This is a genomic window from Streptomyces sp. NPDC030143 (genome assembly GCF_055573695.1).
Map to the genome: position 1 here is coordinate 43371 of NZ_JBVIAY010000027.1, position 24990 is coordinate 68360.

21 protein-coding genes are annotated in these 24990 nt (G+C 74.1%); 8 read left to right on the forward strand and 13 right to left on the reverse strand.

Annotated elements, in window-relative coordinates; genetic code table 11:
- Positions 1–99: 99 nt before the first annotated feature.
- From ACZ4YY_RS32280 to ACZ4YY_RS32290, 3 genes are all read right to left on the reverse strand, one after another.
- Entirely contained in the window at positions 100–402 is a 303-nt protein-coding gene (locus tag ACZ4YY_RS32280) for a hypothetical protein (RefSeq protein ID WP_468298362.1), read from the reverse strand.
- Positions 403–416: 14 nt separating this feature from the next.
- Complete coding sequence (locus tag ACZ4YY_RS32285) at positions 417–1067, reverse strand: TetR/AcrR family transcriptional regulator (RefSeq protein WP_468298364.1); 651 nt, start codon at positions 1065–1067, stop codon at positions 417–419.
- 200 nt (positions 1068–1267) lie between these two features.
- Positions 1268–2206, reverse strand: a complete 939-nt coding sequence (locus ACZ4YY_RS32290) for an AurF N-oxygenase family protein (protein WP_468298366.1) — start codon at positions 2204–2206, stop codon at positions 1268–1270.
- 150 nt (positions 2207–2356) lie between these two features.
- Between ACZ4YY_RS32290 and ACZ4YY_RS32295 the strand changes: the two genes are divergently transcribed.
- Positions 2357–2692, forward strand: a complete 336-nt coding sequence (locus ACZ4YY_RS32295) for a hypothetical protein (protein ID WP_468298367.1) — start codon at positions 2357–2359, stop codon at positions 2690–2692.
- Here the strand turns inward: ACZ4YY_RS32295 and ACZ4YY_RS32300 are convergent.
- The 7 genes from ACZ4YY_RS32300 to ACZ4YY_RS32330 form a co-directional block, all read right to left on the reverse strand.
- Positions 2652–3158, reverse strand: a complete 507-nt coding sequence (locus ACZ4YY_RS32300) for a DUF3291 domain-containing protein (RefSeq protein ID WP_468298369.1) — start codon at positions 3156–3158, stop codon at positions 2652–2654. The genes ACZ4YY_RS32295 and ACZ4YY_RS32300 overlap by 41 nt on opposite strands.
- 44 nt (positions 3159–3202) lie before the next feature.
- Positions 3203–4660 (reverse strand): penicillin-binding transpeptidase domain-containing protein, encoded by a 1458-nt coding sequence (locus tag ACZ4YY_RS32305; protein WP_468298371.1) that lies wholly within the window; start codon positions 4658–4660, stop codon positions 3203–3205.
- Positions 4661–4679: 19 nt separating this feature from the next.
- Complete coding sequence (locus ACZ4YY_RS32310; RefSeq protein ID WP_468298373.1) at positions 4680–6047, reverse strand: FtsW/RodA/SpoVE family cell cycle protein; 1368 nt, start codon at positions 6045–6047, stop codon at positions 4680–4682.
- 52 nt (positions 6048–6099) lie between these two features.
- A complete protein-coding gene (locus ACZ4YY_RS32315; protein WP_468298375.1) occupies positions 6100–7035 on the reverse strand; it encodes an SH3 domain-containing protein in 936 nt (311 codons plus the stop codon).
- A 53-nt stretch (positions 7036–7088) separates the two neighbouring features.
- Positions 7089–8372, reverse strand: a complete 1284-nt coding sequence (locus ACZ4YY_RS32320; RefSeq protein ID WP_468298377.1) for an ATP-binding protein — start codon at positions 8370–8372, stop codon at positions 7089–7091.
- A complete protein-coding gene (locus ACZ4YY_RS32325) occupies positions 8369–9166 on the reverse strand; it encodes a hypothetical protein (RefSeq protein ID WP_468298378.1) in 798 nt (265 codons plus the stop codon). The genes ACZ4YY_RS32320 and ACZ4YY_RS32325 overlap by 4 nt, the downstream gene beginning before the upstream one ends.
- Before the next feature lie 142 nt (positions 9167–9308).
- Positions 9309–9815, reverse strand: a complete 507-nt coding sequence (locus tag ACZ4YY_RS32330) for a protein-tyrosine phosphatase family protein (RefSeq protein WP_468298380.1) — start codon at positions 9813–9815, stop codon at positions 9309–9311.
- Positions 9816–9924: 109 nt separating this feature from the next.
- On the opposite strand from ACZ4YY_RS32330, the gene ACZ4YY_RS32335 reads away from it, so the two are divergent.
- On the forward strand, positions 9925–10731 hold the full coding sequence (locus tag ACZ4YY_RS32335) for a nuclease-related domain-containing protein (RefSeq protein ID WP_468298382.1): 807 nt from the start codon (positions 9925–9927) through the stop codon (positions 10729–10731).
- A 238-nt stretch (positions 10732–10969) separates the two neighbouring features.
- Here ACZ4YY_RS32335 and ligD read toward each other — a convergent pair whose 3' ends face one another.
- Positions 10970–11857, reverse strand: coding sequence for a non-homologous end-joining DNA ligase (ligD, locus tag ACZ4YY_RS32340; RefSeq protein WP_468298384.1), 888 nt, complete (start codon positions 11855–11857; stop codon positions 10970–10972).
- A 94-nt stretch (positions 11858–11951) separates the two neighbouring features.
- Between ligD and ku the strand changes: the two genes are divergently transcribed.
- The gene (gene ku / locus ACZ4YY_RS32345) at positions 11952–12995 is read left to right on the forward strand and encodes a non-homologous end joining protein Ku (RefSeq protein WP_468298386.1); all 1044 of its coding nucleotides are present in this window, start codon (positions 11952–11954) and stop codon (positions 12993–12995) included.
- A 123-nt stretch (positions 12996–13118) separates the two neighbouring features.
- Here ku and ACZ4YY_RS32350 read toward each other — a convergent pair whose 3' ends face one another.
- Positions 13119–14456, reverse strand: a complete 1338-nt coding sequence (locus ACZ4YY_RS32350; RefSeq protein ID WP_468298388.1) for an acyltransferase family protein — start codon at positions 14454–14456, stop codon at positions 13119–13121.
- A 307-nt stretch (positions 14457–14763) separates the two neighbouring features.
- Positions 14764–16413 (reverse strand): hypothetical protein, encoded by a 1650-nt coding sequence (locus ACZ4YY_RS32355; RefSeq protein ID WP_468298390.1) that lies wholly within the window; start codon positions 16411–16413, stop codon positions 14764–14766.
- Positions 16414–16818: 405 nt separating this feature from the next.
- Here ACZ4YY_RS32355 and ACZ4YY_RS32360 point away from each other — a divergent pair, with 405 nt between their 5' ends.
- The 5 genes from ACZ4YY_RS32360 to ACZ4YY_RS32380 all read left to right on the forward strand — a co-directional run bounded on the left by ACZ4YY_RS32360 (position 16819) and on the right by ACZ4YY_RS32380 (position 24764).
- Entirely contained in the window at positions 16819–17961 is a 1143-nt protein-coding gene (locus ACZ4YY_RS32360) for an MFS transporter (RefSeq protein WP_468298432.1), read from the forward strand.
- 354 nt (positions 17962–18315) lie between these two features.
- The gene (locus ACZ4YY_RS32365; RefSeq protein WP_468298392.1) at positions 18316–20085 is read left to right on the forward strand and encodes a glycoside hydrolase family 35 protein; all 1770 of its coding nucleotides are present in this window, start codon (positions 18316–18318) and stop codon (positions 20083–20085) included.
- A gap of 183 nt (positions 20086–20268) precedes the next feature.
- Positions 20269–21330 (forward strand): LacI family DNA-binding transcriptional regulator, encoded by a 1062-nt coding sequence (locus ACZ4YY_RS32370; RefSeq protein WP_468298394.1) that lies wholly within the window; start codon positions 20269–20271, stop codon positions 21328–21330.
- A gap of 110 nt (positions 21331–21440) precedes the next feature.
- Positions 21441–21743, forward strand: coding sequence for a hypothetical protein (locus ACZ4YY_RS32375; protein WP_468298395.1), 303 nt, complete (start codon positions 21441–21443; stop codon positions 21741–21743).
- Between the two features lie 297 nt (positions 21744–22040).
- Positions 22041–24764: a winged helix-turn-helix domain-containing protein gene (locus ACZ4YY_RS32380; RefSeq protein WP_468298397.1), complete on the forward strand. Its 2724-nt coding sequence runs from the start codon at positions 22041–22043 to the stop codon at positions 24762–24764.
- Positions 24765–24990: the final 226 nt, after the last annotated feature.

A 24990-nucleotide genomic window follows, 5' to 3' on the forward strand; every position in this document is an offset into this window, starting at 1 on the left:
ATCACCTCCGCAGCGGGGCGGCCCCTCCACCCCGCAGGGTGAGCATCCGGGGTGTGTGCCCGCTGCGCGCGCGCAGGTGCGCGGTTCGGACCAACGGCGTCACCCGTCGGTGTCGTCCCGTCCGCCGCCCGGCGTGGCGTCGGGCCTGGACCACGGCCAGCGCGGTCGACGGCTCGGGGCGCCGGTGGGGTCGTACTCGTACTTCCAGCCCCGCGGCAGCCCCAGCCTGCGGCTGTGCCCGCGCGGCGCGCGCCGGTAGACCAGCACGGTCGGCGGGCCGCCGGCCGCGTCGGGGACGGGGATGCGGTACGTCTTCGGCGGCTGGCCGGTGGGGCCCAGCAGCACGGGCAGGACCCGTCCGTCCATGGGGCCGCCCTCGAAGGGGGTGTCTTCGCTCTTCACGGCACCAGTGTCGATCAGGTCTCCGCGGCGAGCGCACCGTGGACCACGTCGGCGGTCTCGGCGTCGCGGGCGGCGGTCACGGTCAGGACGGCGACGAACTGGTCCACGAGCCAGTCCCGCAGCTCCTCGGCGGGCGGCTGCTTGCCCTCGTCGAGCCAGATCAGCGAGGCCGCCTCGACGGCGGTGATCCACACGCGGACGGTCATCCGCAGCCGGGGGCCGGGCACGGTGACGCCGAGGTGGCTGTGGATGTGCTCTGCGGCGGTCCGCCGTACGCCGTCCACGATCGCCGTCGTCCGGGACGTCTCGACGACGCTGCCGCCCTGGAGGAGGGCGCTGAAGCCGGCGTCGTGCTGGTCGACGAAGGCGAGGTAGCGGTCCAGGGCGCGGGCCAGCCGGGGCAGCAGGGGGCCGTCGTGGGGCTCGTCGAAGCAGTGCCGGAGGTCCTCGGCGGCGGACCTCAGGGCGGCCTCGTACAGCTGCTGCTTGCCGCCGGGGAAGTAGCGGTAGACCAGTGGCCGGGACACTCCGGCAGCCTCGGCCACGTCGTCCAGCGACACGTCCTCGGGGACGCGGTGGGCGAAGAGGGAGAGCGCGGCGGCCAGCAGTTGTCTGCGACGCTCCTCGACGCTGAGACGGCGGTAGGCGGGGGCGGTGGGGGTCATGACGTGCAGCGTAATCGCCCACCCCCGCCGCGCGCCTGGGGCCCTTCTGAAGGATCTCCGCGGCGTCGCGACGCCCGGCACGCACTCTCGCCGCACCGCGCGAAAGCCCAAGCAGCGCCGCTACGGGGACTTCCGCGCCGCACGCCGAGAGCACGCACCGGACGCCGCTCCTTCTCCCACGGAGATCCATCGGAAGGGCCCTAGGCCAGCAGTCCGGACGAGCGCCACAGTCGCCGGCCCACCCCCCGCAGCACGCCGATGTCGTCCAGGAAGTCGGTCAGCCGCTTCGCTCCCGTCTGCATGACCTCGCGGCGGTGGGCGCTGGCCCTGACCTGGGCCAGGGCCTCCCGCTTGTCCAGGCCGACGTTCGTGTAGACCTCGGGGTTGACGAAGGCGACCGAGAAGACGCGGGCGAACTCGCCGGAGGTCACCCGGGTGAACTCCTGCGACCACTTCGGCGCGGTCACCATCTGGCGGCGCAGTTCCTCGCGGGCGTACCGCACGTGCCGGGCCTCCTCCACGACGTGGATGCGGGTCACGCCCCGGATCAGGGGCTGCACCCGCTCGTCGGGGAAGGTCAGCCGCTGCATCCAGTCGAGGACCTCCTCGCCGAGCAGGGTCGCGGTGAACGAGCCGGGGGTGGTGGAGATCGTCTTGAACAGGCGGCCGAGCTGCTGGTGGGCGCGGCTCACCGGGTACCAGGGCGTGCCACCGTGCGTGATCAGCCGGGCGAACATCTTGGAGTGCCGGCACTCGTCCTCGATCTCGGTCAGTGCGTAGCGCACGTGCGCGCTGGTCGCCGCCTTGTCGTAGACGTGCCGGACGAGCAGCTGCATCAGGATGATCTCGAACCAGATGCCGAGCGAGGCGAGCGCCGCCGCCTCGTGCCGGGACAGCAGGATCCGCTGCTCCTCGCTCATCCGCTTCCACAGCGGGGTGCCGTACAGCGACAGCAGCTCGGGCGGCCAGAACCACTTGCCCTCCTCGAAGGGGGCGTCCCAGTCCAGCTCCTCGTCGGGGTCGAAGGAGTGCTTGGCGGAGGAGGCGAGCAGCCGCTCGGCCACTTGCTCCCGGTCCTTGAGCAGCCCGAGCGCGTCGCGCAGGACGGCCGACGCGTCGGCCTCTGAGAGGGTCGTCATGGCTCTTTATGAGACTGCTTGTCAGCAAGCGGGTCAAGCCCTCGGACGGCACTTGTCACGGCGCCTCCGCGGAGCGGGGTGCGGCCTCCCCGCTCACCGGACCGGTGTGACCGGCGGTATCGTGGCCGCCCGCAGGAGAGGGGAACACCGATGACGGCCACGCACGAGACGCCGGTGCCGGTGCTGCGGGTGCGCAACACCGGCGATGAACTGCTGGAACTCGTCCTCGAGCCCTACGGCAGCGACCACTGGATGCGGCCCGGCGAGACGTTCGTGATCTGGGCGGTGGGCCCGCGGGACGACGGCCTCTTCGAGGTGGAGCACGCGCCGGACACCGTCACGGTGTTCGCCGCCGCGTCCGCCTACGTCGGGGACGCCGACGGCAACGAGATCGAGTGCGGCCACAACCGGCCGCGCGGCGCCCGGCCCTACTGGCTGGACCTGGCTAGACGGAGCACCCCGGACCGTCGGGTACCGCGAGGCTGACCGGCTCCGCGGCCCGCGCCGGGAACGACGTGCGCAGGGCGAAGGCGTACGGGGTCGGGCCGTGGGTGCGCAGGTGCAGCAGCCGGGACTCGGCGTCGGCGACGGTCGGACGGGTGCCGGCCGGAACCCACCACAGCGCCGTCATCGCCTCCTGGACCTTCTCGAACCACTCACGACGGCGCGAGAGCATCTCCCGGTGGCGGCCCCGGTACATGTACGCGGTCAGGGCGTCCCGGTCCCGCCACACCGTCATGTTGACGATCAGCCAGTCGTCGCCGAAGATCCGGACGTCCGTCGCGTCACCGCCCTCCGACCAGAGCCGCCACACGAAGCCGTCCGCGGCCTCCGCGTCCGCGTTGACCGGGTCGAGGTTGTCCACGAAGTCTTTCAACTCGGGGGATTCCAGAGGGAACTTGAGTCGGGCGACATTGACCTGGGCGAGTTCGAAGGCGGCTGCGTCAGTCATGCGCGAACCGTAGGACGGTCCTGTCCGTCGGGGAAGCCCCCGTCTCACGACATGAGCACCGCCTCCATCACCGCGCGCGCGATCGGCGCCGCCACGCCACCCCCGGTGATGTCCCGCCGGTTCGACGCCGCGTCCTCCACCACCACCGCGACCGCGACCTTCGGCTCGAAGTCCCGGTGGCCCTGCGCCCAGGACACGAACCAGGCGTACGGGACCCCGGCGTTGCCCAGCCCGTGCTGGGCGGTGCCGGTCTTGCCGCCGACGGTCGCGCCCCGGATCGCGGCGTTCCGGCCGGTGCCCGCGCGCACCACGTCCGTCATCAGCTCCCGCATCCGCCGCGCCGTCGAGGGGTGCATCGCCTGCCGCACCGGCCGCGACCCGGCCGTCACCAGGGTCGCCCCGCTGCGCCGCGTCGTGCGCTCCACCAGGTACGGCGTGCGCACCTGCCCCCCGTTGGCGACGGCCGCCGCGACCATCGCCATCTGCAGGGGAGTGGCCCGCGTGTTGTACTGCCCGATCGAGGACAGCGCGAGCTGCGCCCGGTCCAGCGAGGTGTCGAAGGTGCTCCGCGCCACGGCGAACGGGATCCGCACGTCCGTCGCGTTGAACCCGAACGCCTCCGCCGTGGCCGCCATGTCCGCCAGGCCCACGTCCACGCCGAGCTTCGCGAACACCGTGTTGCACGACCACCGGAACGCCTCCCGCAGCGAGAGGTCCTCACACCCCTCCGACTCGTTCGTCAGCCGCGTCGTCGTCCCGGGCAGCCGGTAGGGCGCGGGGGAGACGGTCGGGGCGTCCAGATCGGTGACCACCCCCGCGTCCAGCGCCGCCGCCGCGGTCACCACCTTGAACGTGGAGCCCGGCGGGTAGGTCTGGCGCACCGCCCGGTTCAGCATCGGCTTGTCCGGATCGGCGTTCAGCCGGTCCCACGCCCGCTCGGCCGCCGGCCCGTTCCCGGACAGCGCGGAGGGGTCGTACGACGGGAACGACACCAGCGCGAGGATCCGCCCCGTCGACGGCTCCACCGCCGCGACCGCGCCCTTGCGGCCGGCCAGCCCCTCGTACGCCGCCCGCTGGGCGCGCGCGTGGAGCGTGGTCTGGACGTCACCGCCCGAGGGCCGGCCGCGGGTGACGTCGTTGAGGACGGGGAACGGCGCGAGCAGCGGGTCCGTGCCGGCGAGCAGGGCGTCCTCGGCGTGCTCCAGGAACGTCGTCCCGTACACCTGCGAGGCGAAACCCGTCACCGGCGCGTACAACGGGCCGTCCAGGTAGGTGCGTTCGTAGCGCAGTTGCTCCCCGGTGTCCCGCGAGCCGGTGACCGCCACCCCGCCGACCAGGATGTTCCCGCGCGGCTGAGCGTAGCGTGCGATGGAGTCGCGCCGGTTGGCCGGATTGCCGTCGTAGCGGGCCGACTGGACGACCTGCACACGGGCGGCGTTGACGAGCAGCGCCACCAGCAGCAGCGCGCAGAAGACGGCGGCGTGCCGGATGTGACGGGTCATCACGCGCCCACCTCGAGTCTCATCCGGCCGCCTTCCCGTCGTACGGGCGTCGCGCCGAGTCGCTCGCCCGGATCAGCAGGGCCACGATCGCCCAGTTGGTCACGACCGACGAGCCGCCTTGCGCGAGGAACGGCATCGCCATGCCGGTCAGCGGGATCAGTCCCGTCACCCCGCCCGCGATGACGAACACCTGGAGCGCCACGATCGACGCCAGTCCGACGGCGAGCAGCCGGCCGAAGCGGTCGCGCAGGGCCAGGCCGGCCCGGTAGCCGCGCTCCACCAGCAGGCCGTACAGCAGGAAGAGCGCGGCCAGGCCGGCCAGCCCCAGTTCCTCGCCCGCCGTCGCCAGGATGAAGTCCGACTTGACGGCGAAGCCGATGAGGACGGAGTGGCCGAGGCCCAGACCGGTGCCCAGCATGCCGCCCGCCGCGAACGAGAACAGGGACTGCGCGAGCTGGTTGGGCCCCCGTCCCGCCTCGATCGACGCGAACGGGTGCAGCCAGTCCTCGACCCGGCTGTGCACGTGCGGCTCCAGCCAGCCCACGGCGACCGCGCCGAGCGAGGCCAGCAGCAGACCGACCGCGATCCAGCCGGTGCGGCCGGTGGCGACGTACAGCATGACGACGAACAGGCCGAAGAAGAGCAGCGAGGTGCCCAGGTCGCGTTCCAGGACCAGGACGCCGACGCTCAGCAGCCAGATCGCGACGATCGGGCCGAGGACCCGGCCGGTCGGCAGCTGCATGAACCAGACCTTGCGGCCCGCGTAGGCCAGAGCCGGCCGGTTGGCCGCCAGGTACGCGGCGAAGAACACCGCGAGGAGCACCTTCGCGAACTCGCCCGGCTGGATGGAGAACCCGGCGATCCGGATCCAGATGCGGGCGCCGTTGACCGCAGGGAAGAGGATCGGCAGCGTCAGCAGGACCAGCGCGGCGGCCACGCACACGTACGCGTACCGCTGGAGCACCCGGTGGTCGCGCAGCACGGCCACCACCGCGATGAACAACGCCACACCCAGCGTCGACCACACCAGCTGGGTGGGTGCCGCCCGGTCGCCCGGCGTCTCCAGGTCCAGCCGGTAGATCAGCACCAGGCCGATGCCGTTGAGCAGCACGGCGATCGGCAGCAGCAGCGGATCGGCGTGCGGCGCGCGCAGCCGCACCGTCAGATGCGCCAGCAGCGCGAGCACGCCGAGCCCGGCGCCGTAGCCGGCGGCGCCGGGCGGGACCGTGCCGTTCCTGGCCAGTCCGACGGCGCAGTAGCCGTACACCGACAGCAGGACGGCGAGCACGATGAGGGCTAGTTCGACGCCGCGGCGCCGGGGGAGGCGTACCGCCGGGGCGGGCGCGTCCACCGTCACCGCGATGGCTTCGGCTCCGGCTCTCGTCATGTCCGGAACTTACCCAAATGGGGCTCCTTGTGAGCCTGAGCGGATGGTCGGGTCAGCACCACCGGGGCGTCTGGCCGAGTTCACGGATGTAGCGCGCCGAGCCCCAGGCCCAGGTGCCGTCCGTGAGGAGGTACCACACGTGGTTGCCCTCGACCGACTGTCCGATGGTCTTGCAGAAGATGTTGACGACGTCACCGTGGCCGACGACGCGGATCACCTGGCTGCCGCGGGTCGGCGCGCTGCGCAGCAGGAGCTGGTCGGCGGTGACGACGCCCCGGGCGAGGTGCGCGTCGTGGTGACCGCCGTCGCCGCCGAAGCCGCCCTGGTCCTGACCGTCGCCGCCGAAGCCGCCGAAGCCGCCGAAGCCGCCCTGGGCGTTGCCGTTGCCGCCTTGGGCGTTGCCCTGCTGGCCGTTGCCGTTGCCGTTGCCGCCGAAGCCGCCTTGGCCGTTGCCCTGCTGGCCTTGACCGTTGCCGCCGTTGCCGCCGTTGCCGCCTTGGCCGTTGCCGTGGCCGTGGCCATTGCCGCCTTGGCCGTTCCCGTTCCACTTGCCGCCTTGGCCGTTGCCGCCCTGGCCCTGGCCGTTGCCGTTGCCGTTGCCGTTGCCGCCGAAGCCGCCTTGGCCGTTGCCCTGCTGGCCCTGGCCGTTGCCGCCCTGGCCCTGGCCGTTGCCCTGGCCCTGGCCGTTGCCCTGGCCCTGGCCGTTCCCGTTCCCGTGGCCGTTGCCGTTGCCGCCCTGACCTTGGCCGTTGCCTCCGTTGCCGCCCTGGCCGTTGCCGTTGCCCTGGCCTTGGCCGTTGCCGCCCTGGCCTCCGCCGCCGCCTCCGTTGTCGGAGACGCCGAAGCTGCTGGATCCGGGGTTGCCGCCGTCGTTCGCCTTCCCGCCCCAGTCGTCGTACGCGGCGGCGGGCGTGACGGCGGCCGTGGTGGCGAGTGCGCCTGCGGCGGTGACTATGGCGAGACGGGTGAAGGCGGAGCGCACGGACATGGAGGTACCTCCGAGGTGGGGCAGAACTGACTTACCGCCACATTAGGAGTCGTTCACGCCGGGCGCCCGTCACGCTGGGCCATCGGGGAGGCGGCCGCGGACTGAGGGAGCGTCAGCGTGGCCACCGCCCCGCCGTCCGGGGCGTTGGTGAAGGTCAGACGGGCGCCCAGGACCTCCGCCTGGCCGACGGCGATCGTCAGGCCCAGCCCGTGGCCCCGGGCCCCGCCCTCCGTGCGGAAGCGCTGCGGCCCGTGGACCACCAGGTACTCCGGAAAGCCGTCGCCGTGGTCCCGCACGGTCACCACCGGCCCGTTCACCGTCAGTGTCACCGGTGCGCGCCCGTGCCGGTGCGCGTTGGAGACCAGGTTGCCCAGCACCCGTTCCAGTCGCCGGCGGTCGGTCTCCACGCGGGCGTCCCGCACGACCGCGACCCGGGTGTCGGTCCGCGAGGCCCGCACCACCCGCCCGGCCAGCGCGCCCAGTGCTTCGGCGTCCAGCTCCAGCCGCTCGTGCCCGGTGTCCAGCCGCGAGATCTCCAGCAGGTCCTCGGTGAGCGTGCGCAGCGCCGCCACCCGGTCGCGCACCAGCTCCGTCGGCCGGCCGGGGGGCAGCAGTTCGGCCGCCGCGTGCAGCCCGGTCAGCGGGGTGCGCAGCTCGTGCGCCACGTCGGCGGTGAAACGCTGCTCGCTCAGCAGTTTGCCCTGCAACGAGGCCGCCATGGAGTCGAGGGCGACGGCGACGGCGCCCACCTCGTCCTGCGGACGCGTGCGGTCCCTCGTGCGGGGGTCGTCCACGCGCGCGTCCAGGTCTCCCGCGCTGATCCGCCGTGCCACCAGCGCGGTGGTGTGCAGCCGCCGGGTCACCCGGGTCACGGCGACCGCGCCGACCAGCAGCGTCGCCCCGATCGCCAGCACCGACGACCACAGGATCGCGTTGTTAAGGCCCTCGATGGTGCGCGCCTGCTGGCCGTAGTCGAGGGCCACCGCCAGTGCCCGCCCGCCGTCGGCCGGGCCGGCCGCCCACATCAGGGGGCGCCCGCGGTGGTCGGCGACCATCGTGCCGCGCTCCCCGGCCGCCGCCAGCTCCCGCAGCGCCGTCGGCAGTCCCTCGGGATCCACGCCGGCCCCCGGGGACAGCGTGTCGCCGGCCTCGTACGCCTCCGCCGCGTCCGCGAGCCGGGACAGGGCGCGGTCCCGTGCCTGGCCGACGGTCTGGTCGGTCACCTGCACGTGCACCAGCACGCCGAGCAGCGCGGCGAGCGCGCAGCACATCACGGTGATGAAGACGGCCGCCTTCACCGCCAGCGTGCCGGTCCACCGGGGAAGGGCGAGCCTCATCGCCCGCCCGCAGAGGAGGACGGGGCGGGGGAGGCCGGGGCGGCGGAGGACCGGGTGGGCGAAGGGGAGACACCGTGGGGGGTCCCGGCGTCGGGGACCTTCCCGCCGGGGACCTTCCGGCCGTCGGAGCGCAGCATCTCGTCGTGGGTGAGCAGCATCGCCTTGCGCTCCGGGTCCCAGTTCCACTGCAGGCGGTACTCGTACTCGGCGAGGTCGGACGGCGAACGGATGATCACCGACCGGCCGGCCAGTTCGACCGAGCTCACCGCGTCCTCCCAGGCCATCACCCGCACCGGCCGGTGCCGGTCGACGGTGTAGACGCGGACGGCGGTCAGGTCGCCCGGCAGCAGCCGGAAGCCCAGGGTCAGGTCCGGGCGTCCGTCGCCGGTGAGGTCGCGGTAGTACGGCTGGAGGACGGGACACGGGCTCGAGGAGGTCGTCCCGACGCCGTCGGCGCAGTCGCCCATCCGCCGGGCGGTCTCGCGGTAGGGCGCCTTGTCGCCGTCGTACTCGTCGGGGTGCGCGTCGATCTCGGCCCGCACCAGCGCGACGGGGTCGACCTCGCGGATGTCGTCGCCGGGGACGGCGACGCCGTCGACCGTCTCCGTGTCGGCCTCGTCGATGTCCCAGGCCGGGCTGGACGCCGGTGTCAGCTGAGGCCAGAGCCGGGCCGGGCTGATCGCGGTCGGCGTGGGTCCCGCGCCGCGCAGCCCGCCGACGTCGCCGCAGGCCGCGGTGGCCGACGCCAGCAGGGCGACGGACGCGACGGCGAGGGCGGTACGGCTGCGGGACACGGGGCTCCTGTGATCATGACGGCGGTCGGCCCCGTACACCTTATTCGTAGGGAAGTCCTTTTTGCGTACCGGGTGGGTCGAGACGGGGCGGCGGGCGGGGCCGGCCGGACGGGGAGACGCAGGTGGCGGGCCGGAGGAACGATCACTCCGCCAGCTCCTCCAGCAGCCTGGCCGTCGACAGGCCGGCCCGGAGGTACTCGACGAACAGCTCGTTGTGCAGGGCCCACGGCGAGCGCCGCGACCGTATCAGCCGGACCGCCGCCTCGGCCGAGTGGCCCCGGCGCATCAGCGTCTGGGCGACCACCAGGCCCGAGCGGTTGTAGCCGTGCCAGCACCGCACGAGCACCGATCGGCCCTCGTCCAGCGCCTCGCCCGCCGCCTGCGCCAGCCGGATCACGCCGGCGAGCTGGGTGCCGTCCAACGGCCCGTCCGGGATCGGCCACACCTGGTGCCGGACGCTCGGGTCGGGCCCGTGGCCGGGCACCCGCAGCAGCGTCTGCACCAGATCGAACTCGGTCCGTACGACGGCGAACTCCCGCTGCCCGGTGCCGCCCCGGAACTCGTGGCCGCCCATCCACAGGCCGGGCACGATCTCGCTCCACGGGGTGTCCGGAACGGGTACGTCGGGTTGCTTCCTGCGGGTCCGCAACGGCGCCTCCCCAACCGCGTCCCTGATCCATGCCCACCTCGCTCCCCGGGTAACCGCTTCTTGCCCCTGGAGCACCCCACCTGGTCCCATGGTCATGGGGTGATGCGGCATGAGCGGACTGCGCGTCGTACCGACCCGGCGGCACGGCCGGGAGCGGCTCTACGTCTGCCTCACGGACGGCACGAACATCGCCTGGTACGACCGTGAGGCCGGCCGGGTCAACGTCATCGGGGACGACCGCAGGGAGGACGTCCTGGAAGCCCTCCACCCCTTCCTGACCGGCCCGGTCACCGTGGGCCCGCCTCCCGTCCCCACCCCCGCCGAGCTGGCCCGGCTCGCCCTGCACCCCGACGACGACCTGGCGCCCAACCGGCCCGGCGAAGCCCTGTTGGTCGCGCTGGACCGCGACCCGGGCGGCGGCCACCGGCTGCGGCCCGACCCGCGCCGCCGCGCGCTCGCCGCCGAGCAGACGGTCGGCGAGGCCCTCGACCGCCTCGACGGCGCCGGCTGGCACGCCCTGCACTCGGTCCCGCTGCCCGGCGGCGACCGCGTCCACCACCTCGTCATCGGCCCCGGCGGGCTGTTCGCCGTCCACGCCCTGTACGCCCACAGGCAGCGGGTCCGGGTCGCCGACCCGGAGGTCGCGCTGGGCCGCCGCGACCCGCAGCCCCTGCTGCGCCGCGTCCGCGCCGACGCCGGCCGGGCCTCCCACGCCCTGACCGCCGAGGTCCGCCCGGTGCTCGCCCTCGTGGATCCGGCGGACGTGCGGATCGCGGTCCCGCCGCGCCGGGTCCGCGTCCTGCGCGACACGGAACTGGCGGGGCTGGCCCGGCTGGGCGGCGTCCTCAAGCCGGCGGACGTGGAGGGACTGCACGCGATGGCGCGGGATCGCCGCACGTGGACCTCCGGCGGTTGAGCGGTGCGGGGTGCGGGTCGGTCGAGGACGGCCGTTACCAAGGTCGCCCCCTGAGGGGTCCTTGCACTGGGCCCGCCTGGGCCGCGCGGCCCGGTGCCGCATCGCCGCGTTGCCGGAGAGCCCTGGTGGCTCCCCTACGAGGACTCTCCGGCGCTGTGCGATGCACGGCACCGGACCACGTGGCCTGATCAGGCGCTCACAGTGCAAGGACCCCTCAAGCCCCGCTCCGCCCCTGCGGTCAGGGCAGGGTGCCGGTCGTCTTCGGGTCGAACAGGGGGGCGAGCAGGTCGCCGGTGTCGTGGACGCGGTCCATGACGTCCTGGGCGCGGAAGGCCAGCTCCTGCGGTGCCCCGCACCCCTCGACCTCGTCCCAGGTCACGGGGGCCGACACGGTGGGCTCCGGGCGGGCCCGCAGGGTGTAGGGCGTGGCGGTGGTCTTGCGGGCCGCGTTCTGGCTCCAGTCGACGAACACCTTCCCCGGCCGCAGACTCCGCGTCATCCGGTGCAGCGCCAGATGGGGCATGGTCCGTTCCGCCTCCACCGCCAGCCGCTTGGCGTAGTCGGTGACCTGTTCGGACGACGATCCGCGCACGGCCGCCAGCAGATGCAGCCCCTTCGCGCCGGACGTCTTGGCCTGCGCCTCGATCCCGTCGGCGGCCAGCCGCTCCCGCAGCCAGAGCGCCACCTCGCAGCACTCGACGACCGTCGCGGGCGGCCCCGGGTCGAGGTCGAAGACGATCCGGTCGGCCTCCTGCGGGTCCTGGCCCTGGATCACCCACTGGGGCGTATGGAACTCCGTGACGAGGTTCGCCGCCCACATCAGGCTCGGCAGGTCCTGCACGAGCACCATCCGGGCCGGGCCCTCCGCGCGCGGCACCTCGGCGGTGGTGACCCAGTCGGGGGTGCCCGGCGGCACGTTCTTGGCGAAGAAGAGCTGGCCGTCGGGTCCGTCCGGGTAGCGCAGGAAGGACAGCGGCCGCTCCCGCAGATGAGGCAGCAGGGCGTCGGCGATCGTCGCGTAGTAGTGCAGCACCTCGCCCTTGGTGAAGCCGGTCTCCGGGTACAGCACCTTGTCCAGGTTGCTGAGCGCGAGCCGTCGCCCCTCCACCTCTGTGATCGGCGTCATACGATGAGAATCACATGAAACCGGGCAATATTTGCATCTACAGTGCATTTCGGTACCCGGCATCCGTCCGTCATGGTCAGGAAAGGTGCTGCACGTGCGATCGATATGGAACGGCGCCATCTCCTTCGGCCTCGTCAGCATCCCGATCAAGCTGGTGAACGCCACGGAGAGCCACTCGATCTCCTTCCGTCAGATCCACACCGAGGACGGCGGCCGCATCCGCTACCGCAAGGTCTGCGAGCTGGAGGACCGCGAGGTGTCCCAGGCGGAGATCGGCAAGGGGTACGAGGACGCGGACGGCTCGATCATCCCGATCACCGACGAGGACCTGTCCCACCTGCCGATCCCGACCGCGAAGACGATCGAGATCGTCGCCTTCGTGCCGGCCGACCGGATCGACCCGCTCCAGATGGACGCCGCGTACTACCTCCAGGCGGGCGGTGCGCCGGCGGCCAAGCCGTACACGCTCCTGCGGGAGGCGCTCAAGCGCAGCCACAAGGTGGCGATCGCCAAGTACGCCCTGCGCGGTCGGGAACGGCTCGGCATGCTGCGCGTCGTCGGCGACGCGATCGCCATGCACGGCCTGCTCTGGCCGGACGAGGTCCGCGCTCCCGAGGGCGTCGCCCCGGACTCCTCCGTCACCGTCCGCGACAAGGAACTCGATCTCGCGGACGCGCTCATGGACACCCTCGGCGAGGTCGACCTGGACGACCTGCACGACGAGTACCGCGAGGCCGTCGAGGAGGTCGTCGCCGCGAAGGCCGCCGGTGAGGCACCCCCCGAGGCCCCGGCCCCCGCCACCGGCGGCAAGGTCCTGGACCTGATGGCGGCCCTGGAGAGCAGCGTGCGCGCGGCGAAGGAGTCGCGCGGCGAGGAGCCGGCGGAGGTCAGATCCCTCTCGCAGCGCGCGTCGGCCCGCACGGCCCCCAAGGAGACGGGCGGCAAGAAGTCGACGGCGGCGAAGAAGACGGCGGCCTCCGCCTCGTCGAAGAAGTCGACGGCGAAGTCGGCCCAGGGCGCGAAGAAGACGACGGCGGCGAAGAGCACGTCGACGGGCGCCGGGAAGGGCACGGCCAAGAAGACGGCGTCGAAGAAGACCGCCGCGAAGAAGACGGCGTCCCGGAAGCGGACGGCCTGACCGTCGCGCTCGCGCGCGACGGCGCCGTCCGGGCCGGGGTTCCCGGCCGGGCCTCCTCAGGGGCCCTTGCACTGTGCCGCCCGGGCCGCGCGGCCTGATCGGGGCTCACAGTGCAAGGACCCCTCAGACCGCCTCCTCCAGGGAGCCCTCGGCCCGTGGGCCGGCCCCCGCCTTCTCCGCCCCGGGCCCGGCCGCCCGTCGGCGACCGGTCACGAGCAGCGTGCCCGCCCCCAGCGCCACCGCCGGCCACACCGGGAACCGCCCTCCGGGCGCGAACCCGTGTCCGGCGAAGTACGTCAGCGCCCCGACGCACAGACCGAGCCCGGCCCACAGCGGCCAGGTCCGCCGCAGGCCGTGCGCGTCCGGCCGGACCCCGGCGTCCAGCGAGGCCAGCCCCCGCTCCAGGGGCCACAGCGCCCGTACGACGCCCACCAGGACGACCCCGAGCACCGCCAGCCACGGCGCCCGCCACCCCCACCAGGCCACCGACCCGAACACCGGCTGGGGAGCGAGGCCGGGCAGATAGAGGACGGCGGCGATCACCAGCACCGGCACCATGTGCCACAGGTACAGCGTCATGCCGGCGGCCCCCGTCACCCGCACCGCCCGCCACACCCGCTCCCGTTCCAGCAGCCGGCGCACCGGGGGCGCGACGAGCAGACAGGCACCGACCTGCGCCGTCGCCCATGCCAGCATGGCCACCGACGGAGGGTCGGTGTTACTGGGGTCCTGGCCGGTCACCAGGATCAGGCTGACCGGGAACGGCCCGAACCCGACGAGCGCGGCGAACCCGGCCCCGCCGGCCACCGCCAGGGCGGCCGGCACCGTGCGCCGCCCTCCCACCTGGCCGTCCCGCCAGCAGAAGCCGAGCTGGTAGACCACGCCCCACACCAGCACGTAGTTGAGCGCCCCGACGTACGGCACGTGCGCCGCCGCGTCCAGGACGCCGATGACCAGCGCGACGGCCGCCGTCGCCGCCGGGACACGCGGACCCCACCGCCGGTGCAGGGCGTGCAGCGCCGGAGTCACCGCACTGAGCAGCAGGTACACCGGCAGGAACCAGAACTGCATCGCCATCGCCCAGCCCACCAGCGCCAGCGTGGACGGATCCACGCCGAGCGCGGAGCACACCGCGACGGCCACCAGGACCAGCCCGCTGTAGACACCGGTCGGCAGCAGCAGCCGTACCGCCCGCCGCCCCACCCACCCGGCGGCCGTCACGCCGACGGCCCGGGCGCGCGCCCAGGACCCCGCCGCCGCGTACCCCCCGGCGAGGAAGAACAACGGCATGATCTGGAAGCCCAGGGTCAGCCACTGCGTCCACGGCACCGTCGACAGCAGCTCCGGTGCACTGATCGCGCCGTCCGGGTGCCGCACCAGGCCGGTGATCAGCCAGTGCCCGAGCACCACCAGGAGGATGGCCCACGCCCGCAGGAAGTCGACATACCGGTCCCGTCTCATGCCGGGCATGCTTCCGTACGCCCGACTCCCGTACGCCGACTCGGTCTCGTCGCAACCAAGTCGTGGCCGCCGCTACACCTGGAGATCCACCCCGGAGTGGAGATGTCCTCCTTCACGTCACGGAGCGTGTTCAACCGGTTCTGCGCTGAGTGCGGCGTGGGGATCCTTCGGACAGGAAGGGTCATGGATGACGGTGTCCGAACAGGTCGAGGGTGCGCAGGCCGAGGAGGCCTACGACGAGGTCGAGCAGCTCAACGACCTGAACCGGGTGGCCGCGTTCGCGCGTACGCGGCCCGGCGGTGACCGTTCAGGTCTTCGTGTTGGTGGGGTGCGGGCCCAGGTAACCCACGTACACGCGGCCCGTGTGGGGGCCGTCGTCGTAGAAGTAGAGCCGAGGGGCCACCGTGTTGCCGCCGCCGATGCGCAGGTGGGCCTCCATGAACAGCTTCTCGCTCGGGTCGACGGTCCCCGGTACGGGGAAGGTGCGTTCGCGGCGCCAGTCCTCGCGGTTGCCGACGGTCTTGGACTCCTTCATCTTCACCTTGCCGGCCGGGAAGGAGTTCTCGCAGTCGTCGGGCAGGTGCGTGCACCAGTGACGGAAGTCGCCGCCCGCCTTCCCGGCGGCGGAGGCGGCGGCGTACTCGTCGAGGGCGCGCAGGGCGTCCCAGGCCACCTCGACCCAGTTGCCCACCGACTGGGCGTCCAGTTCCTTCGTGATCTTCCGGTTGCCGGTGAAGGCCAGGCGGGGGAACTCGTCCATCCGGTCGAGGATCTCGGCGAAGGTGCCCGGCAGGTCGGCCGGGGCGTCGGCGGGCTCGTGGGCGAGGTCGTGCCGACCGGCCTTCTCCAGCCGTACCTGGAGCGCCCGGACCTGGCGTTCCGCCGCCTTGAGCTTGGCGTACAGGTCCTGGTTCTCGGCCGCCTGGTCGAACTCCAGCTCCTCCGCGATCTGAAGCTGCTCGCGCAGGTCGCGCAGGACGTCCCCGTGCGCGTCCTCCCGCTGCTCCGCCTCGGCGAGCATCGCGGTGAGGGTCCTGTTCTCCGCGCGGAGTTCGTCCAGCCCGGAGTGGTGGGCGGACGGGCGGGGGCGGGTGCGCTGGACGGGGAGGGAGTCCAGGGGAGCGGGCAGGGGTAGGCGCAGGGCGAGCTGCTGGGGCCGGGAGGCGAGGATCGCCCCCGCGCGCCGGGGGTTCGCCGCGATCGTGGTGCGGGACATCACCAGGTGGCGCTGGGCGTCGGGCTGCCAGGCCGGATCGACGCCGGGAAGGTACGTGCGCAGGCCCCCGCCGAACACCGGGTGGTACTCCATCGTGGAGTTGAACAGGGACTGCGCCTCCGGCCTCAGGACGTACATCACGGCGAGCCCGTGCAGGGGCCCGAAGGCCGGCTCCACGAACTGCTCGGTCCACGATTCGGCGTCCTGCCCGTAGGGGACGCTCGCCACCACGATCGGCAGCCGGCGCTCCTGGTCGCAGAGCTCCTCGATGACCTCCTCGACGTCCTCCTGCTCGATGAACTTCGGGACGGTGCCGACGTCCGAGAGGCCGTCCTGGGCGTCGAGGGCGTCCAGCAGCAGGCGGGCGATGCCGGGGGTGTTGGCCCGGGTGGGGCGGATGTCCGGCGAGACCGGGTGGTGCTCGATGTCGACCTGGAGCCAGGTGCGGCTCTCGTCGTCCCGGCCCCCGGAGCGGACGACGAGACTGGACTGCCAGGTGCCCTGCCGGTCCGGCCGGGTCTCGCGCAGCCGCCAGCGGGAGTACGAGCCGAGGCGGCCCGCGGCCGCGTCGTGGTCGAGGGTGACGCCGTCGGCTATCTCGTTGCGGCCCTTGTCGAGCGCCGAGGTGTCGTAGCGCTTCATGTCGCCGAGCCAGTGGAGCAGCTGGTCGTGGGCCTTGGCCGAAGTCGTGACGAAGTCCTGCGCGGTGGACACGACCATCCGGTAGTTGCGGGGTTCCATGGGCGGCTGCCTGTTGCGGTGTCGTGGACGGACGGTGGACCCCGAGGACGGAGCACCGCTCGGGGCGGTACGCCGGTGGGGGTGCTCAGGCGACCGGGTGTGGGGCCCGGATCATGGGGCCACTGTAGGGCGGGGGCGACGGGGTGTCAGGAAAACGCGACGGGCCGTCAGAGGAGGGTGGACGACTCTTGACGCCCCCGCCGATGTTACCGGTAACATCGGCGGGGTTCGGAATTGGACCACCCCGCCCACGCCGTCGTGGGCCCCTCTCCTGGAGTCCGCGTGACCGACCACCCCACGGCACAGCGCACCCCGACGGCGCCGACCGCGCCCGCCACCGCCTCTGCCTCCGCCCCTGCTTCCGTCCCCGCCGCCGACACCGTGCCCGTCTTCACGCGGGCCGCCGTGGTCGCCTCCTGCGTCGGGTTCGTCCTCATCGGGGCCCTCCAGGCCCTGTACGGACCCGCGATCCCCGCCCTGCGCGCGGAGTTCGGGCTCTCCCCCTCCGCGGCCGGTCTCGGGCTCAGCGCCCACTTCGTCGGCGGGGTCGCCGGTGTCCTCCTCTTCGACCGGCTCTACGGCCGGATCGGCAACCGGCGCATCCTGGGCGCCTCCTACCTGCTGATGGCCGTCGGCGCCGCCGGCTTCGCGCTCGCTCCGGCCTGGCCCGTGGCGCTGGCCGCCGCCCTCCTCGCGGGGCTCGGCTTCGGCGGTATCGACTACGGCCTCAACCAGCTCTTCGCCGTCGGCTTCGGCGACCGTTCGGCCGCGCTGCTCAACGTGCTCAACGCGCACTTCGGCATCGGCGCGATCCTCGGCCCGGCCCTGATCGGACTGGCCGGCGCCGACCGCTACCCGGCGGTCTTCCTCGGTTTCGCGCTGGCCAACCTGCCGCTGCTGTGGTGCCTGCGGGGCGTGCGCGACCGCGCCCCGGCCGGGCACGAGGCCGGCTCCGGGACCGGCGGGGCCGACGTCCCGCCTCCCGCCGGGGCGGTGAACCGCAGCCTCGCCTCCCTGCTCGCCGTCTTCGTCACCCTCTACGTCCTGCACGTCGGCATCGAGGCCGGCGTCGGCGGCTGGGAACCCACCCACCTGGAGAGCGTCGGCTACGGCGCGGGCCTCGCGGCCACCGCCACCTCCGTCTACTGGCTGATGATGACCGTCGGCCGCTTCCTGGTCGCCCCGCTCGCCCTGCGCTTCACGGCCCCCGCCATCATCACCGTCTCCTGCGCCGGCATGACGGTCTGTCTGCTGCTGGCCGCCGTGCCGGGGCTCGCGCCCTACGCCTACGCCGGGGTCGGCCTGTTCATCGCGCCGATCTTCCCGACCGGCCTGCCCTGGCTGCACCGGGCGGCGCCCCGCGCCCGCCGGGCCGGCGCCCTCGTCATCGCCGCCTCCATGGTGGGCGGGGTGGCGGCCGCACCGGCGCTCGGCAAGGTCATCGAGTGGTCCGGCATCCGCGCCGTACCGCTGCTGCTGGCCGCGGTGTCCGCCGTCTGCCTGGCGGCGACCCTCTGGCTGATCCGGGCCACCCGGCCACGTCCCTGAGCCCTGCCCGGCTCTCCTCGACCCCTGCCCGCCCACGTCCCTGAGCCCTGCCCGGCTCTCCCTGACCCCTGCCCCCTTTCCCGTAGTTGCCCTCTTTTTCTGCACCAGCCCGCGTCTCTGAAGCCCTGCTCCCGGCCCCGAGCCCCGCCGGCGCCCCGAGCCCTGCCCGCGCCGCCGGACCGGCGACGCCCGACCCTGTCGCCGTGCCACGCGATCGCCGTGGCCCCCGCGATCGTCACTGGTCCCTCAGCCCTCCCCACCCCCAACCCCATCCCTCCACCCCCCACCGCCCCACTCCCGCGATCTCCGAACTGAGAGACGCCCACCCCGATCCCGAAGAGAAGGGACCGCCCCATGCCCGCCCTGACGACGACGTCCGACGGCTTCCTCCTGCACGGCGAACCGTTCCGCATCCTCTCCGGCGCGATGCACTACTTCCGCGTCCACCCCGACCAGTGGCCCGACCGGCTGCGAAAGGCCCGCCTGATGGGCCTGAACACGGTGGAGACGTACATCCCCTGGAACCTCCACCAGCCCGAACCCGGCACGCTCGTGCTGGACGGCCTCCTCGACCTGCCTCGCTTCCTGCGCCTGGCCGCCGCCGAGGGCCTGCGCGTCCTGCTGCGCCCCGGCCCGTTCATCTGCGCCGAGTGGGACGGCGGCGGCCTGCCCTCCTGGCTCACCGCCGACCCCGCCCACGCCGACATCCGCCTGCGCAGCAGCGACCCCCGCTTCACCGGCGCCGTCGACCGCTACCTCGACCTGCTCCTGCCCCCGCTGCTGCCGCACATGGCCGCTTCCGGCGGCCCCGTCATCGCCGTACAGGTGGAGAACGAGTACGGCGCCTACGGCGACGACACCGCCTACCTCAAGCACATGGAGCAGTCCCTGCGCGACCGCGGTGTCGAGGAACTCCTCTTCACCTGCGACCAGACCGACCCGACGCACCTGGCCAACGGCAGCCTGCCCGGCGTCCTCGCCACCGCCACCTTCGGCAGCCGCGTCGAACAGTCCCTGGAACGGCTGCGCGCGCACCGGCCCGACGGCCCGCTGATGTGCGCGGAGTTCTGGATCGGCTGGTTCGACCACTGGGGCGGCCCGCACCACGGGCGTGACGCCGACGACGCCGCCGCCGACCTGGACCGGCTGCTGTCCGCCGGCGCCTCCGTCAACATCTACATGTTCCACGGCGGCACCAACTTCGGTCACACCAACGGCGCCGACCACCACCACACCTACGCCCCCACCGTCACCTCCTACGACTACGACGCCCCCCTCACCGAGAGCGGCGACCCGGGCCCCAAGTACCACGCCTTCCGCGAGGTCATCGCCCGCCACGTCCCGCTCCCCGACGAGCCGGTGCCCGCGCCCGCCCCCAAACTCCCGCCCACGACGGTCGAGCTGGACCGGCGCGCCCCCCTCCTCCCGCTCGCCGGACGGCCCGTGCACGCCCCGGACGACCCGCTCTCCGCCGACGACCTCGGCCAGCGCGCCGGATACGTCCTCTACCGCACGACCGTGCCGACGGCGGGACCGGGCGTCCTGCACTTCACCGGCGGCGTCGGCGACCGCGCCCAGGTCTTCCTGGACGGCGCCCCGGCCGGGGTCCTCGAACGGGAGCGGCAGGAGGAGACCCTGCCCGTCCACGTGCCGCGCGCCGGAGCCGTCCTGGACGTCCTCGTCGAGAACATGGGCCGGGTCAACTACGGCCCGCGCATCGGCGCCCCGAAGGGCCTGCTCGGACCGGTCTCCCTCGACGGCATCCCCCTGCGCGGCTGGGACTGCCACCCGCTGCCCCTGGACGACGTACCGGGCACGGTCCCCTTCGCCCCCGCCGGCACCACCCCGTGCGCCGAACCGGCCTTCCACCACGGCACGTTCGAGGTCGCCACCCCCGCCGACACCTTCCTCTCCCTGCCCGGCTGGACCAAGGGCCAGGCCTGGATCAACGGCTTCCACCTGGGCCGCTACTGGAACCGCGGCCCGCAGCGCACCCTCTACGTCCCGGCCCCCGTCCTGCGCCCCGGCGCCAACGACCTCGTCCTCCTCGAACTGCACGCCACGACCACCGCCCGGGCCCACCTCGTCACCACCCCCGACCTCGGCAGCCCGAAGCACTCCTGACACCCTCCCCGCGGGAAGGCCGCGCCCGGCCGCGGAGGCGGGGGCGGCCGCCGGGGGCCTCCCCGCCCGGGCCCGTGCGGGGGCGGGCCCCGCGGCGGGCCCGGCGGCCTATCCTGTGGTCCGTCCGGTGAGGGAGAGGCCCGCAGCGCCGCCGGACCGGGTGAGGGAAGAAGAGCAGGCACCATGACCCCAAGCGACGACGGTCCGGCGACCAGGGCAGGACGCAGCCGCCGCAACTTCGCGGGTGCCCGCCCGGTGATGGACGACGTGGCGAAGCTGGCCGGTGTCTCCAAGCAGACGGTCTCCCGGGTGCTGAACGACCACCCGGCGGTCCGGCCGGAGACCCGGGACGCAGTCCGGGCCGCCATGCGCACCCTCGGCTACCGCCCCAGCCGCAGCGCCCGCTCACTCGCCAGCGGCAGGACCCGGATGCTCGGCGTGATCACCTTCGACGCCGCCCGCTACGGCCCGGCCTCCACCCTGACCGCGATCAACACCGCGGCACAGGAGGCCGGTTACCTGATCAGCTCGATAGCCCTGGACACCGCCGACCGCGACACGGTCGTCCGGGCCGCGGACCGGCTGTCGGCCGAGGGCGCGGACGGCGTCATCGCCATCGCCCCCCAACTGTGGGTGGCGAAAGCCCTCGCGGAGGCCCGCCTGGACACCCCCATGGTCGTCCTGGACAACGACCTCGGCGACGGCACACCCGTGGTCACCTCCGACGCCGCGACCGGCGCCCGCAAGGCCACCGAGCACCTGCTCGCCCTCGGCCACACCACCGTCCGGCACGTGGCGGGCCCGGCCGGCTGGACCTCCGCGGAACGCCGCGCCGACAGCTGGCGGCAGACCCTGCGGGCGGCCGGCGCCCCCGTCCACGCCCCCCTCCCCGGCGACTGGAGCGCCGACTCCGGCTACGACCTCGGCCGCCGCCTGGCCGCCGACCCGGACGTCACCGCCGTCTTCGTCTCCAACGACCAGATGGCCCTGGGCGTCCTGCGCGCCCTGTACGAGGCGGGCCGGCGCGTCCCGGACGACGTCAGCGTCGTCGGCTACGACGACATCCCCGAGGCCGCCCACTTCCTCCCCCCGCTCACCACGGTCCGCACCGACTTCAGCGACATCGGCACCCGCTCCCTGCGCGTCCTCCTCCACCGCATCGACACCCCGGCGACGCCTCCGCCCCCGCTCACGGTCGTCCCGGCCGAACTCCGCGTCCGCGCGAGCACCAGGGCACACGGCTGACGCCTTCCGGTGGCCGGCCCGGCCGCCAGGACCTCACCGCGGCGCGGCCGGGGAACGTGCGCCGCTACGATGCCGCCGACGGACGACATCCACGCGACGGGGGAGGGGCGATGCGCACGACGGACCCGGATCCGCGCCCCCTGCTCGCGGCCCTCGACGAAGCGGTGGCCATCCTCAAGGAGCCGCTGACGCGAGCCGACCGCACCGAGGGCTGGACCGACGACCTCCGCAGAGAGGTCCAGGCGGAGCTGTCGACCAACCGCTCCGTGCTGCGCCGCCACGGGGTGGGCATGGTCCGCCACCTGCGCCCCCGCTTCGACGAGTGGCTGCGCAACGAGGGCATCCGGCCGGGCCGCCTCCGGGACCTGGTGGACGGCGTACAGCGGTCGTTCGCATCGGCGGCCGGGCGGTAGGTCGGGTCGCCGGCCCGGCGGTGGTCCGGGTCGCCGGCCCGGCAGTGATCCGGATCGTCGGCCCGGCGGTGATCGGGACTGCCGGCCCGGCGGTGATCGGGACCGCCGGCCCGGCAGCCGTTCGGATCGTCGGACCCGTCCGGATCGTCGGCACGGTGACGCGCGTGCCGGCGGGGGACGGCCCGGTGACCGCCGTGAGCTGCGGCGATGCCGCGCGGCGCGCGCACGCGGGGAACCGCTGCGATGCTGAGTGAAGGAGCGCTGCTCTCGCCCCCCAAGACCTGACGGACGGTGGTGGTGTGCGTCGTGGCCGGAGCTGAGGAAACCGGGCCGCAACCGCCCGATCCGTGTGTCGACCCCCTGGGGGACCCCTTCCTGCGCACGCGGTTCGCGCTACCGACGCGCCCCGCCACCTACCTGCGGCGCGAGCGGCTGGTCAGGCACCTCGACCAGGCGCGCCGGACACCCCTGACCCTGGTCGACGGCGCCGCCGGCGCGGGCAAGACCCTGCTCGTCGCCGACTGGGCCGCGGGGCTGGACCGGCCCGTCGCCTGGCTCACCGCGGACGCGGTGGACGAGGGACCCGGAATGTTCTGGGCATACCTGTTGCAGGCCCTGCGCGCCTGCGGCACACCGGTGTCCGCGGAGGTCGGCAGCCCCCCGGACGCACACCGCGTGGACCGCGCGCTGCTGACCCGGCTCGCCGCCGACCTGAACGCCCGGCAGGGACCCGTGGTCGTCGTGCTCGACGAGTACGACCGGGTGACCGCCCCGCAGATCGCGGAGCAACTGGACTTCGTGCTGCGCCACGCCGGGCCGGGTATGCGCCTGGTCGTCGTCACCCGCACCGAACCCCTCCTCCCGCTGCACCGGTACCGGGCGTCCGGCGACCTCACCGAGATCAGGGGTGCCGAGCTGGCCTTCACCCCCGAGGAGACGGTCGACCTTCTGGAGCGGCACGGGCTGCGCCTCTCGGTGCCCGCCGCGCGCGCCCTCGTGGAACGGACCCGGGGCTGGGCCGCCGGCCTGCGCCTGTGCGCCCTGGCCGCAGGGGAGAGCGAGGACCCCGAGACCTGTCTGAAGGAGTTCGAGGCGGATCGCAGCACGGTGGCCGACTTCCTGCTGGCGGAGGTGCTCAGGCGGCAGCCACCGCAGACCCAGGACCTGCTGCTGCGCGTCAGCGTGCTGGACCGCTTCTGCCCCGAGCTGGCCGACGCGCTGACGGGCCGCAGCGACGCCGGGGCCGTCCTGGCCGGGCTGCACCGGGCGAACGCGTTCGTGGAACACGTCGGACACGACTGGTACCGGCTCCACCCGCTGTTCGGGGAGATCCTCCATGCGCACCTGCGCGTGCGCGCACCGGGGCTCGAGCCCGAACTGCACCGGCGGGCGGCCCGCTGGCTGCGGCGCTCCGGCTCCCTCGCGGAGACGCTCGCCCACGGCGCCGCCGCCGCCGACTGGGAGTTCACCGCCGGCGCGCTCGTCGACGACCTCGCGATCGGGCAGCTCTTCACCGGCCTGCGCTCCGACGGCCTGGCGGCGCTGTTCGCCCGGATGCGACCCGACGCCCAGGGCCCCGCGACGGAACTCGTGCGGGCGGCCCGCGACCTGTCCCGCAGTGACCTCGACCGCGGCCTGCCCCGTCTGCGCCGCGCCGAACAGGGCCTCGCCGAGCAGCGCCTCGCCGAGCAGGGTCCCGCCGGGAAGCGCCCGGCCGGGGACGCGTCCGGCACGGCGGCCGCCCGGTTGAGCTGTGCCCTGCTGGAGACCCTGGCCGCGCGGCTCGCGGGGGCGCCGGGACGGGCGGAGAAGGCCGCGCGGACCGCCGAGGAGGTGCGCGCCGACGTGCCCGCCCACCTCCTGGACCGGCATCCCGAGTTCACCGCCCTGCTGCTGACCCACCTGGGCTCGGCCCGGCTGTGGGCCGGGTGCTTCGACGACGCGCGCGACGCCCTGTCCACGGTGGCCGGGAGCCCCGGCGGAGCCTCGACGACGCCGGCGCGCGAGGAGTGCCTGGGCCATCTGGCCCTGCTCGACTACCTCGACGGCTGGCTGGTCAGGGCGGAGCGCAGGGCGCTGGCGGCGACGCACGGGACGGAGCGGTTCACCGGGCCCGGACCGTCGGGCTCCGCCATCGGCCGGCTGGTCCTGGCCGCCGTGGCCGTCGACCGCGACGAACTGGAGCGGGCGCAGTTCCTCCTCGACGCGGCGGCCGACGTCCGCCTCACCGTGCGCGACCCGGTGACGGCGGCGGGCCGGTCCATCGTCACCGCGCGTCTGCTGCTGGCCCGGGGCAACGCGCGAGCGGCCCTCGCGGCGGCGGAACAGGCCGTCCCGGCGGACGCCGTCTCTCCCTGGGCCACCGCCCAGACGGCGCTGGTCGCCTCGACCGCCCACCTCGCGGCGGGCCGTCCGCAGGTGGCCGCCGGGCTGCTGCGGACAGTGCCGGACGACCAGGTCGCCTGTGCCGTGGGGGCCGCGCGGGCGCACCTCGCCGCCGGACACCCCGATGTCGCGATCGACCTGCTCGACCGGGTGCGCGCCGAGGGCCGCACCGGCCCCGCGGTGACCGTCCGGGCCGCGCTCGTCCGGGCCCGGGCCGCCGACGCGGCGGGGGACTCCGTCACCGCCCGCACACTGGTCGCGCAGGCCCTCCGGGAGGCCCGGCGCGAACGGCTGCGGCGCCCCTTCCACGAGGTCGGACCGTGGCTGGCGCCCCTCCTCGGCACGACACCCCTGCGGGCACTGGCCGCCGGCTGGCTCACTCCCGGCCCGCCCCACGGCGGCCCGGCGCGGGAGCCCGGGTTCCGGACGCCGGCGCCGGTCGTGGAGGAACTGAGCGGACGCGAGCGCGATGTGCTGCTCCGGCTGGCCCGGACCATGTCGACGGAGGAGATCGCCGCCGACCTGTACGTGTCGGTGAACACCGTGAAGACGCACCTCAAGAGCGTCTACCGCAAACTGGCGGTCAGCCGCCGCAACGAAGCGGTGCGCCGGGCACGCGAACTGCGACTGCTGTGACTCCGCGCCGCGGCTGCCGCCCGTGGAACCGCCCGGCCTCGCGCTGCGTCACCCGCGCCTCAGGGTGCCCGTGCCTCGCGCCGCCCGCGGTGCCTGGCGCTGCCCGTGCCGTGGTTGCGGTTGGCGTGCCTCGTCCCGCCGCGGGTGCCTGGCGCTGCCCGTGCCGCGCCCGCGGGTGCCTGGCGCTGCCCGTGCCGCGCCCGCGGTGCCTCGTGCTGCCCGTGCC